The sequence below is a fragment of the Aulosira sp. FACHB-615 genome, from assembly GCF_014698045.1.
Taxonomy (GTDB): domain Bacteria; phylum Cyanobacteriota; class Cyanobacteriia; order Cyanobacteriales; family Nostocaceae; genus Nostoc_B.
On sequence record NZ_JACJSE010000003.1, the window covers coordinates 400114 to 412980 of the forward strand.

General features: G+C 39.9%; 9 protein-coding genes. All 9 read right to left on the bottom strand.

Features of this window, described 5'->3' with window-relative positions; genetic code table 11:
• Nucleotides 1-43 precede the first annotated feature (43 nt).
• Nucleotides 44-1051, bottom strand: a complete 1008-nt coding sequence (locus H6G77_RS06510; protein WP_190871137.1) for a glycosyltransferase family 2 protein — start codon at nucleotides 1049-1051, stop codon at nucleotides 44-46.
• Entirely contained in the window at nucleotides 969-2171 is a 1203-nt protein-coding gene (locus tag H6G77_RS06515) for a glycosyltransferase family 4 protein (protein ID WP_190871138.1), read from the bottom strand. Before H6G77_RS06515 ends, H6G77_RS06510 begins: the two co-directional genes overlap by 83 nt.
• Nucleotides 2172-2483: 312 nt before the next feature.
• Entirely contained in the window at nucleotides 2484-3479 is a 996-nt protein-coding gene (locus H6G77_RS06520; RefSeq protein ID WP_190871139.1) for a glycosyltransferase family 2 protein, read from the bottom strand.
• On the bottom strand, nucleotides 3445-4461 hold the full coding sequence (locus tag H6G77_RS06525; protein ID WP_190871140.1) for a glycosyltransferase family 2 protein: 1017 nt from the start codon (nucleotides 4459-4461) through the stop codon (nucleotides 3445-3447). The genes H6G77_RS06520 and H6G77_RS06525 overlap by 35 nt, the downstream gene beginning before the upstream one ends.
• Before the next feature lie 62 nt (nucleotides 4462-4523).
• Nucleotides 4524-5723, bottom strand: a complete 1200-nt coding sequence (locus tag H6G77_RS06530; RefSeq protein ID WP_190590694.1) for a glycosyltransferase family 4 protein — start codon at nucleotides 5721-5723, stop codon at nucleotides 4524-4526.
• Between the two features lie 120 nt (nucleotides 5724-5843).
• Nucleotides 5844-6683 carry a hypothetical protein gene (locus H6G77_RS06535; RefSeq protein WP_190590693.1) on the bottom strand — a complete coding sequence of 280 codons (840 nt, stop codon included), beginning with the start codon at nucleotides 6681-6683 and terminating at the stop codon, nucleotides 5844-5846.
• Nucleotides 6684-6813: 130 nt separating this feature from the next.
• The gene (hepA, locus tag H6G77_RS06540; protein ID WP_190871141.1) at nucleotides 6814-8664 is read right to left on the bottom strand and encodes a heterocyst formation ABC transporter subunit HepA; all 1851 of its coding nucleotides are present in this window, start codon (nucleotides 8662-8664) and stop codon (nucleotides 6814-6816) included.
• Nucleotides 8665-8814: 150 nt separating this feature from the next.
• Nucleotides 8815-9570 carry a heterocyst development glycosyltransferase HepC gene (gene hepC, locus H6G77_RS06545; RefSeq protein WP_190871142.1) on the bottom strand — a complete coding sequence of 252 codons (756 nt, stop codon included), beginning with the start codon at nucleotides 9568-9570 and terminating at the stop codon, nucleotides 8815-8817.
• An 860-nt stretch (nucleotides 9571-10430) separates the two neighbouring features.
• The gene (locus tag H6G77_RS06550; protein WP_190590690.1) at nucleotides 10431-12659 is read right to left on the bottom strand and encodes a polysaccharide biosynthesis tyrosine autokinase; all 2229 of its coding nucleotides are present in this window, start codon (nucleotides 12657-12659) and stop codon (nucleotides 10431-10433) included.
• Nucleotides 12660-12867: the final 208 nt, after the last annotated feature.

Below are 12867 nucleotides of genomic sequence, written 5' to 3' on the forward strand. Positions count from 1 at the left end.
ATTTGTTATTTGTCATTGGTCATTTGTCATTGGTTATTGGTCATTAGTTCTTTGGCTCCCCCTGCACCCCGGTCACTGAGCGCAGTCGAAGTGCTGCACCCCTGTAACCTGTCACCTCTAACCTGTCACCTGTAACTTGCCATGTCTGCCATCCTTGCCAGCGACCGCGCCAGGAGGCTAAAAGTTTGCGGGTGGCGAGTCGGCCTTGGCTGGGGAAGAATCTTAGCCATTGCAGGCAACCAAAACAATCTCTAGTACCAATGAAAACTGCCCACAGCAAGAAGATGAGGCGACGTAGGGGTGATAAATGTTCGAGTAATACTAAAGTTTCGTTATGAACTAAGTTAATTTGCGCGATCGCATTAAAATTATTGCGTTGGTCTTCGTCAAATCGCTGGGCGGGATAGTGGTCTACTGCAACTTGTGGGTCATAAATGATCTGCCAACCAGCACGTTTTAAAGCGAGGGTGAATGCCATTTCAAAATGTACCTGTGCGCCTGAACCTCGCATTCTTTCGTCAAAACGTAAATTGGCGATCGCCTGAGTACGGAAACTCATGTTCACACCTTTGAGGACATCGACTGGACGAGCTGCGCCGACTCCAAGATGATGGTTGCCAATTACACGCCCAAACCACTGCAATTCACCCACCACAGCGCGAGATTCATCTTCAATTTTGTCACCATAATGTATCCAATCACGCCCACCAACACCGCCTATTTTGGCATCTGCGAGTAAGTGGGCGTTAATTTTCTCTAACCAATCAGGATGAGGTGCAGCGTCATCATCAGTAATAGATAAAACATCTCCCTCAACGGCTGCAAGTCCAGCGTTGAGGGCGGCGACTACTCCAGGAATGGCGACGGTGACGATTTGTAAAGGTAAATGATGGGCGGGAAAGGCTTGGAGAAATTGCCAAGTTTGGGTATCTGTATCCCGCACAACGACGATGACTTGATCAACGGGTTTAGTTTGCGCTTGCAGTGCCGAAAGGCAACGAGATAGATCCAGAGGACGGCGATAGGTCGGGATGAGAACTGTGTTCTTCATGCTGTTGTAACTCCTCAAATAGATCCATATAGGTTTGGGCCATTGTTGACCAACTGTGTTGTTGGGCGACGGCGCGGGCGGCTTGACCCATTTGTTGTATCAAGGTGCGATCGCTGGCTAAAGATGACAAAGCAGCAGCTAAGGCTTCCACATCATCTGAATCTGGTAAAACAATTCCACATTCAGGTGTGACTAACTCTGCCCCACCGGTAGCTGTAGCGGTAATGACAGGCAACCCAGAGGCGAGGGCTTCTAACAAGACCAAGGTGCAAGCTTCATAACGGGAGGGGAAGACAAATAAATCTACCGCCCGCATGATTTCGGCAATATCCCGGCGATAACCGAGAAAATGTACCCGTTCGCTAATGCCTAAATCGGCGGCTAACTGTGGAAAGGGACTACCATCAGTACTCCCGACTACGGCTAGGTGTAAATCAGGTACTTTCACTAAGGCCTGTAAGACGCTATCTAAATTCTTCCGTGGTGTACGGATGTCTCCGGCAAATAATCCTAAATTTACATTCTCTGGTAAGTTTAATTTTTGGCGAGAAGCAATACCAGGGATAAACTCTTGCAAATCGACACCATTGACGATGACTCGGATGCGATCGCGTGGTACGCCAATGTTAATTAACTCTTGGGCAACTTTCTCAGAGACGGCAACCACGACTTTAGCCCGTTGAAAAGCTTGTTTTTCCCAACGGGCATTTAAGGCGGTGTACAGCCATTGATAAAAACCGTAAGCATCGCGGCGAACGCGGGAAATATGTACAGGCGATCGCAACCAAGAACTATGCACAAAATGTACAGCATTCACATCTGCTGCCACATTGGTAATTGCGCCATTGATTTTTAATAAATCGATTTCTGAACGATTTTTTTGTAACCAAGACGCACTTTTATAAGCAAAGATAAAATTCCGAATAAACTCGCTCGGATAACCATCAACAGGAATTTGTACCCAATTAACTTGATTATTTTGGGTAAGTTCTGGTGATATTTCACTAGCTAATAATGTTAATTGATGACCACGAAGAATCGCTTCTTGAGCAACTTCATAGTTGACTCTTCCTTGTCCATCACCTTTTTTAAGTTTGTGGGTAACAATGCAAAGTTTCATTGATTTTCATAAGTATAAAGAAGAGAAAAGTTTTACTCCTCCTAACCCTTTCCTTATGAAAGGCTGTGGTGTACACACAAGTTATATAACTATTACAAGTCTTGGAATTACCCCACCCTAACCCTCCCCTTGGAAAGGGGAGGGAACTAGATTTGCTTATTTCCCCCCTTTCCAAGGGGAGCCAGTGCTTTGGGCGGCTCTGCCGACTTGAAACATCTGGCGGGGGATTAAGGGGGGTAATTAGACTTGTGTGCATACCTTAGCCATTTCTAAGGGGGGATTAAAGGGGATAGTTAGAATAACGATAAATATTCATGTTGTTCTACTGACTGTGAGAAATTGATTAGCTAATGGTTGCGGAGTAAAACTAAGTATCAGTGCTGCTAAAGTTCTGGGGTTCAATTTTTGTCTTTTAAATGCTTGGAATAAGTAAGGACGTGCTGCTGTTGTTTGATGATTCCGCAGTAAACCAATGCCTAAAGTGGTATGTGATTCTAACCATTTCGCTTGAAAATACTCATGAAATTCTTGCAATCTGCCATCTTCCATGAATGCTTTGTAGCAAAAGATTTCGCTTTGGGCTTTGCGAATTTTGGCGTTAGCATTTCTACTCCCACTTAACATTGTATCGGTGAGTTCATGGGCGCGATAATAAGTTAATCTTTCGGGATAATAGTACGCACCATAACCCGAAATGCAGCAGAGATAAGTTAGATATAAATCCCACATCCCGCCGACTTCTTGCGGAATGCTATCCCAATCAATGACACCATTACGAATTACACAAGCAGCAGCCGTGGGGATACTTTTATCAATTAAACCAATTTTAGCGAAAAATGTATGAATACCTGGGGCTAAAATATCTCTTTTGAAACCGCGTGTATTTGCTTCTGTACCAAGATGATTGATATTACTGTCACTATCAATAATATATTGGTCAGAAAAAGCCAAAATCACATTAGAATGAGCTTCCAGTATTGGCACAAGTTTCGCTAAAAAATCTTCGTGCCACATATCATCATCATGGAGACTGGCAACATATTTACCTTGTGCCATTTTGAAAGCATTCATTTGATTAGACAACATCCCCACATTTTCAGGATGTTGCCAAAATCTAATGCGTGAATCATCAAAAGATTCGATAATTCCTTGGGGGCTTTCGTCACTACAATTATCAGAAACGATGATTTCAAGATTCTGATAAGTTTGGTTAACTGCACTGGCGATCGCTTGCTTTAAATAATCTGGTCGATTGTAAGTTGGGATAACAACACTAACCAGAGGTTGCTTTACGTTCTGCTGTAACATATCCCTTCACACTGATAAATGTATTGATTAATAAGCTGTAGATAAAACTGAATAGCAATGCTGCGATCGCTCTTACACTCAGCTTTTTCTTTTGCCAGACATACCAAAAATGAGGGCGTGCTGATTCTGGCTGTCCAGCTTTTAATAAACTCATACCTAGATATTGATTAGCTTCGATTAATCTCTGCTGAAAATGTGGATATAACTCTTTTAATCTGGTATCTTGCATAAAATGTTCATAACAGAAAATGTGATTTTTTGCCTTACGGATATTAATTTGAGCATTATCTGTTAATGTATCTGTTAACTCATGTTCACGGTAACGAGTGAGTTTTTCTGGAGTATAGTAAGCGCCTAAACCAGAGCGAGAACAGAGATAATTGATATACAAATCGTAAAAGCCACCCACCTCTAAAGGAAATGCTTGCCAATCTACAACATCTTTACGAATAACAGCAGCATTGGCAGTAGCTACAGACATATTTTCGATAGCAATTTTATAAAAAGGCTGATGAATTCCTGCTGTTAAATCAGCTCGTTTCCATGTCTTGGAACACTCTTGAGTCAGTTTATCATCTATCTGCCCATCAGCTTTAATCACGTAATGATCACAAAAAGCTAAAGCCAAATCAGAATTAGCTTCTAGAGGGGGAACAAGCTTGGCTAAAAAATCAGGTTCCCACATATCATCATCATGGAGGCTGGCCACATATTTACCTTTAGCGATGACAAAACCGTTAATAATATTGGCAACCATCCCAATGTTATGTGAATTGCGGCAAAACCGAATTCTTTCATCTTTAAAAGCTTCGACTATTGGTTGAGGACTGACATCACTACAGTTGTCACAAACAATAATTTCAATATTTTTAAATGTCTGGTTGACAGCACTGGCGATCGCCTGCTTTAAATACTCTGGGCGATTGTAAGTAGGAATAACAACACTAACTAATGGTTCTGTTAATTCAATACTGCTAGACATACAATTAAATCGTTATCTTTTTTAATAGATTTATCTGGAGACTAAGCATCCCTAGTTATTTTCTAAAAACCCCATTGATGATTGCTAAATTTCGTATTTTCTACTTTCATCAAAGTATGAAATTCAGCAATAGTCTGGGCATAAATTTGATTTAAACGCTGAACATGAACATCAATCGTAAATTCTTCTTGATACCAAGCTTGTCCTTTTTCACCCATTGTTTTCGCTTTGGCATAATTGGTTGCCAATTCATTAATTGCCGCCGCTAATTGTGCAGTATTATTAGGTGAAACTAAAAGCCCAGTTTTGCCATCTTTTATATGTTCAGGAATGCCCCCGACAGCACTGGCAATTACTGGACGATAACGCGCATAAGCTTCTAAGGTGACTAAACCCGCAGGTTCTGGCCAAAGACTAGGAAAAATCACCGCCAAACACTGTTGATATAAAGTTTCTAATTGTTCAGAATTACACCAACCATGCCAAGTAATGCGATCGCCTAGACCCAAATCATCGGCTAATTTTTCCATATTGGCTTTATCCCAACCATCACCAGCAATATCTAAATGGATATGTTTTTCAGTTTTGCTTAAGGCTTTAAGTAGCCACTCTAAACCTTTATCGGGAACTATCCGACCAACAAAAAGAATGTGCTGATTTTGATAAATTGTCCGACTCAGAGGTTCTGTCTCCACCTTGGGTAACTGCACACCGCAACGTAGTGTAATCACTCGTTCTGGTGATATTCCCGCACTAATGATTTGCTGACGAACATATTCACTATTAGCTATTACAGGGATTTTCAATTTTTTCAGGGTATTTAAGGGATTGTAAGCATTCCACCAATTACCCAAAATTCTGTGTGGTCGCCGACTACCACAACCATCAACTACATGACCCCAAGCACAGCCTAAAGGATTCATCACGCGATCGCAAATTTTACCTCGGTCTGCTAAATATTTGGTTCCACTCGGACAGTAACTACAATGATTGTGCAGGGTAAAAATAGCTGGACATTCTTCGCGTAAATCCGCTAAAAATTCTGGGTCGTGAAGGTGTAGTAATTTAAATTGCTTTTGATCCTCTGTCTTAATCGACTTGAGAATATGTTGATGTACTGTTGCTTGTTTGGAGATATCACAAGATTCTGAAATTTGTGAAAGTGCTAAAGAAGCCACATAAGTTTCAATTCCCCCTCCTCCGTTAATATTAGTGTTTGTGCAGTGGTAAATCATCTCTGTATGGGTTACATTTTTGCTCATTTTACTGGTAATCGGAAATCGGGGATAGAAAAGAAAAATATCTGGATTTATGTAATGTTTTATTTAGAAAAAGCCAGGATAAAGTTTGAATTTTACCTGTTGCTTATTCCTTGTTTCCTTTCACAAACCGACATTTAACCACAATTTATGTCTAACATCATTGACATAATGCCTCATGGCAATCTTTGGACTGGCAAATTTATCTGGATAAATGAATTGGTCTTCTACATTCAAAATATATTTTTGCGAACAGAAAGGTTTAGCATGATTATGGTGCATTGTTAAATGGGCAATTGTTTGTTCTGTAAAATAGATAGGCTGATCTGGCAATTTTGCCAACCGTTCAATTGCCCAACTCCAATCTAATTGATGGTTAAATAAAAGAAATCCAGCATTAACTGGCTGCAATTTTTCGTTTTCATCATAGATCAGTCGTTCATCTAAAGAAGCAGAACAATCAGGAAGATAATAGCAAGATTTATCAGCTACCTTAGTGAAGTTATCTAAATCTACACCACCAGGAAAGAATAAAATATCGGAATCTGTATAAATAGTTGTACCGTTTACCGGAATTGACATCAATGCAGCTAACTTTTTACCTAATGGATGAATTTGAGCATAATTAGTAACACATTGAGGTAAATCATCCCGAATGAGTTTCGTGACAGGGACAACATCTACACAAGGATGAATCCGACAAAGTAATTTACAGCTAGAGTCGCTATAACTACCATCAGAAATAACAATAAATCTTTTTGGTATACCAATATTCCGAATAAATGAACGAATACTAGCGACTTGTTCTGGTAAATCACGCTCGCAAGAAAGCGAATAAACTGTGATATCAATCTGGCGAGTTTGCTTGATTGGTAAAGTGCTAATTATATTAATAAACTTGGTGTAGATGTTACGGATAAATCTACCTTGCATTCTAGCAGCATGGTAGCCAATATTTACCATTTATTTAACCTCAAAATATTAGAAGAATAATTAACCGCACATAAATAACAGAGGCTAGGGACTAGGGACTAAAGCTTTTGAAAATGAGATTTAGTGAGTTAACTAGCCTCTAGCATCTAGCCCCTAATTCTTACCCTGCTTGTCCCATTTCATACTGAGTTTTGTGATATTCCCAAAGCTTACCTTTTAGCTCTAAGAGTTCTTGATATTTACCTTGTTCGACGATGCGTCCTTGTTCTAAAACAACAACTTTATCGGCGTTGGCGATAGTAGAAAGACGATGGGCGATCGCAATTACCGTCCGACCTACAGATAGCTTTTCGATGGATTCTTGAATCAAGCGTTCAGTCACAGAATCTAACGCACTCGTAGCTTCATCTAATATCAAAATTTCTGGGTCGCGTAACAAAGCCCGCGCGATCGCAATTCGTTGGCGTTGTCCACCAGATAATCTTACGCCTCTATCTCCTAATTTGGTGTCAAAGCCTTCTGGCATTTCTTCGATAAATTCTACAGCGTTGGCTAACCGCGCTGCTTCTCGAATATCTGCGGCTGTCGCGCCTGTTGTCCCATAAGCAATATTTTGCCAAACAGAAGTATTGAAGATAAATGTATCTTGACTAACAACGGCAATTTTTTGCCGTAATGAATTGATATCAAATCTTTGGATATCAACTCCATCAATCATCACATGACCTTCTGTGGGGTCGTAAAATCTCGGAATTAAATCAATTAAGGTACTTTTACCAGCACCCGTGGCTCCTACTAAGGCTGTGGTTTTGCCTTTTTCAATACTGAGTGTGACATTATTTAATACTAAATAATTGGGGTCATAACCAAAATCTACAGACACAACATCAATTGAATGTTTTAACCCAATAAATTGAAGTTTGCCATTCTGTAAATAGGTTTTATCATCAGTCCTCATTAAATCTTTAATATTGTCGGCTGCACCTGCTAAGGTACTCAAATGCGCTCTCGTACCATTAATATCCTGCACAATCGGCACTACCCGAAACAGCACAAAGAAAAATGTTAGTAAAGACGCAACTTGCAGTGTGCCATTCACAACAAAAACTGTAAAAGCAAAAATGATCATCCCGATGAGAATTGTACTAGCGATACTTTCTGCTAATGGTCTCACCATTGCCCAAATTAAGATAACTTTTTTGGAACTTTTAAGTACATTATCACTAGCCTGATAAAAACGCTGACGTTCAAAATTTTGCGTCCCAAATGCCTGAACTGTACGAATCCCGTTAATAAATTCTATGGCTGTGGAAGTAAAATGACCGTTAGCAATAGAAGTACTAAAACTACTTTCTCGCGCACGCGCATTGAGAGTTGATAAGCCGACACCAGCCAAGGTAAATAGTAATAAAGATGCAATCGATAACTGCCAAGATAGCAAAAACATCGAGATAAAGTAGACAGTAGCGGTGATAGTTCTCGTCATTAAAAATGCCGTACCACTAAACCACTGTTTGATGCGCTCAATTTCTGTGGTAATTGTATTAATCAGTTCCCCAGAGCGAGTTTTTGCGAAGTAACTGAGGGGCAAACTTTGTAACTGTTCAAAAATCTGCTTCCGCAGGCGATCTGCTAAATATAGCTGAGTACTTTCTGTATAGACTTGCGCTAAATAATTGAAACCAGCCCGGAACCAAGTACTGAGTAAAATCAGCAAAGATATCCGATATAACCGATTAATTGCCGAACTATTTGCAGCTAAAATCCAAGTATCAAACCACTCGACACCAGTTTGAATTGGTTTTGCATTGGGGTCAGTTAAGTTTTGCAAAAATGACAGCAAAAACCCAATACTAAAACCTTCAAATGTTGCCGCTATAAAAGAGAAGACTAAAGCAAATATAGCAACCTTGCGGAAATGTTTAAATTCTCGCAATATTAAATAGTTATTTTGCCAAAATGTAGTAGCTTTAAATATATTATTTAATTGTTGGTTTAGTTTAACAAGCATGAGTTTGCGAATAAATGTTTTCTAATTCCTACAGGTGGCTACAGATGCTCTATGATATTTAGCTCTAGTCTAAGTGCGGCAAATGATGTGATCAATTACCGCACTGTTTGTAGAGGTTGTTAGCTAGATAGAGAAGACGGCAGTTAATAATTATGAATTATGAATTATTAAGTTTGATTCCGCCTGGGCTGACCAAGATTTTGTCATCACAGGTAATTGATTCAGGGAAATTTGAGCTTCTGAACTTAATCTTATTGCTGTTGCTAAAGTCCAAGAGCGAGACCCAATAAAACCCATATCACCCCGCAGTACATTGAATAACTGTGGTAAGTTTTCTAGACCAGATTTACGCATCCAAAGAGTTAAGGGTGTAAGCTTAGGTTTGCTTGTCGTGGAGAATTTAATAGCTTGGAAAAGCCTACCTCGTTCTCCTACATACCACTCAGTAGAAAATAGAGAGTCAGGTGAGGTAATTTGCAACAACATTACTAATCCCAACATAGCTGGACTTAGTAATAGCAGCAGAAATAAAGCTGCTATCCAATCAATCAGTCGCAGGAACCATCCCCAAGGTTTACTATTTTGTTTAAACAGTAAATTTTCTGAAGATCCGTAAAGAAACATGGGCTTATGAGATTTTTTACAAGCATCTGCCCAAAACTTTACCCAAGTCTCACCAATTTGAGGGTCTATGCTCACCAAATTTACAGGAGAATGTTTTAAGCAATCGATTAATAATTGCTGGTTTTCTAAAGCTGGCAAATATGGCTGTTTAAATTTACCGGGAGATTTCACTAACAATTTATCCCGCCGCCATTGTAGTGTGCAGTATAGGGTAGGTTCGGTTGCAGGTTGTAGAGTTACACTATCAACAGTCTGTGGAGTACGAACTAATGAGCTAGTCATGTGTCTTTGGATTAGTACGATAGTAAGTTGCTGATCTCGAAGGCGATTCATGCCAAAGACTTTGATCTGAATCTTGTCTTGCTCTCAAAATTAGTAGATGAATGATTAGTAAGAATTCAGTACCCAGGAGTCAGAAGTAATTCAGTATGATTGCTAAATTTGATGGGAGCAAACTTGTTGTTGATGCTGATGAATATTCTGAATATAGCAATCCTAAATGATTTATAAACTTCTTTCTCCCTTGTCTACCCTGTCTTCCTTGTCACGCCACTGAGGGAGTCGGCAGAGCCGCCCAACGCAGTGGCTCTCCCTTGTCTCTGTTGTTTACATATCAAATGGAACTGATATACCAATCAATATTTAGGGAAAACTTGCAGGTAAACTTGGTATTTTGTGAGTAAAAGAAATATTGGATAGATGTAGAGGCAAATCATCCAATATTCCTTTAGGTTATAGATGAGAACTATGTTGAACTTTATCTACCTTTGTTATTGATTTTCTCAGTTGAGAAAAACTAGTCCACTGTTTTCTTTTAGCTGCTTGGAAGGGGCTTTAATCTCTAGGATATAAGAGTCTGTAGAATTGACTATATACGGAAGCAAATTCTTTATTTAGTCTTTAAAATCATGAGACTTAATCATCATAATTATAAAGCTGAGATAAATATACTGATTTTTTATCTAGTAAATAGGATTTAATTTTGACAATTAAAATGTTTAATCAAGACATTAAAAATAAAAAACTTAGATCCCCGATTTCTTGAATAAGTCGGGGATCTATTTTTTCCAGGACATAAAAAATATGTGCGATCGCTCTTGGGGAGGATGCGATCGCACATATCTATAAACTTCCAAGTTGTACTATTTTTCTACCGCTTGTTTCAAAGCCAAACGGTATTCTTTGGGATAATGGACAAAACTGCTATCTGAGCTAGAAACACCATTAGCCACTACCCCAATCAGATTTAACCGACTCAACATTCCTGTAGCTTGAGCAAGTTGGTTACGAGTCACCACACCCATACTAGCCACTAACACCACACTCCGACAGGACGATGCTGTTAACATTGCATCTACCAAACCCAATACAGGCGGCGCGTCTATCAGTACCAAATCATAATTTTCTTCAAAGGTTCTCATCAGTTGCATCATGCGCGGAGAACTCAACAAATGGGCGGGATCAGTCGGTTTTGGCCCAGCCGTCAAAATATCAATATAAGCTGAACCTAAAGATTGAATGCCAATCTGATTCGGTAAAGTAATCTCGCTACCCAGTAAAGTCGAAAGTCCTTGCTCATTAGGCAAATTTAGCTGTTCGTGCAGACTGGGATTGCGTAAGTTAGCATCAATCAACAGCACTCGTTTGTGTAAGCGAGCCGCACTCATCGCCAAACCCAAAGCCATACCTGATTTAGCTTCATCAGGTAAAGCTGAAGTAATCATCAAAGACTTCAAACTAGATACAGTATTGAGCAGTTCAATGTTTTTGTAAATTAAGTCTAGAGATTCCCAACGTGGAGGCGACTGTAACACCTGAATTGTCCAAGGTGCAGGGGTTTCTGGCTTCCCAAAGGGTAACTTGATAATTGAATCTCTGGCTTTAGCGGGGGGTAATTTTGGCGTTGTTCCCAACAAAGGTAAAGCAACTTGCTTTTCTAACTCAGCCGTTGTATGTACCGCATCATCAGAAGCCTCGCGTAAGAAAGCTGCAATTCCGCCCAACATTAACCCCACCACAGCACCTAATAAAAGGTTTTGTTGCAAGTTGGGGCCTAACTGCACACCTACATGGGGTTCTTCTACAACTTCCCAATTAAATCCACCTTTAGCTAATTCTTGGCGCAGTTGTTGTTCGGCTCTTAACAACTGCTCAAATCTTTCGCGGCTAAATACCAACTGTGGTTGGATGCGATTGTAATAAGCCAACAAAGGCGGGAAGCGTTTGATTTCAAAACGTAATTGAGTTTCTTTTTGCGCCAAAGTTTGATCACGGGCGCTCAATGCAACTATTGTTGTTTGAGTTTCTACTAGTTCACTCGCCAAGTTCAAATCAATTTGGCCAAACTGTCCTTGTTCTAACAGCGAGTCTCTAGAACCAACTACACCAGATGATCTTCCGCCTAGAGTTCTGCCTACTTCTTGTTCTAATAATGCTTTTTGACTACCTAACTGCTCTTGTAGCTTCTGTACATTGGGAGTTTCATCAGTAAAGCGCAAACGTTCTTGAGCTAAAGCTAATTCTGTTCTTTGAATTTCATTGAGTAAGCCTTGGTAACGTGTAGATTGGCTCAACCGGGAAGCAACGAGGGCATTTTGGGGAGAACGGTTCAATTGTTCTTCTAAAGATTTCTGTCGTGCTATAGCTTCTTGATATTGAGCGCGAGTTGTACGACGTTCTTGCTCAACATTATTCAGTGCATCTTCCAAAGCTTTGGCTTGAGCTACCGGGTCGATTAAATTTTGGTTACGACGGAATCTTTGGAGGTTAGACTCAGCCGCATTGACTTCTTCACTGGCCTTACTCAACTGTTCCCGGATAACTTGTAGACCTTTTTGCAGCCTAGAATCTTGTTGTTGTTTGTTGTATTCCACATAAACTTCCCGAACAGCAGTTAAAACTTTTTGGGTTTTGATGGGGTCTCTGTCGGTGTAGTCTACTTGGAAAATTTTGGTGGCGATATTATCTTCTTTGGTTTTGAGTTGATTTAAAGCTAAAGCGCCTTTAATCTCACCTACAGTGATGTCTGGATATTCTTTACGCAGTTTATCCACTGCCTTTTGAATCAGCCCTGAACTCTGCATGAGATTTAGCTGAGTGCCTGTATCTATTTCTACATTTGATTCAGTAAACTGATTTTCAACTCCACCTGCTTCTTGTTTACCTTGATAGTTAGGTTCTACTAACAGTTGCATTGAGCTTTTGTAAGTAGGTTTAGTCTTAGCAGTCATAATTGCTGCCATCGCAATTGAAGCTACGAATACTGCGACAAACCAAGGAAACCTACGAATAAAAACTGCTAATAGTTGTCCATAACCCGGCTCTGTATCAGTAATTTTATTTACACTGGGATTAAGACTAGTTTGAACCACTTTTATTATCCTTCTCTGCGAGACGCTACACGAACAACTAACAAGCCAGATGAATAATTAGAATAGAATTCAGGAGTCAAGAGCCAGAACTAAGTATAAATTCTGTGCGACTCGTGGATGAATAAACGGTTTTAAAACTACCTCTAAATTGAAAATTGAGAGGTTTTCCATTAGCTGCGGGTATAAATCACGCACTAATTGATTCTGA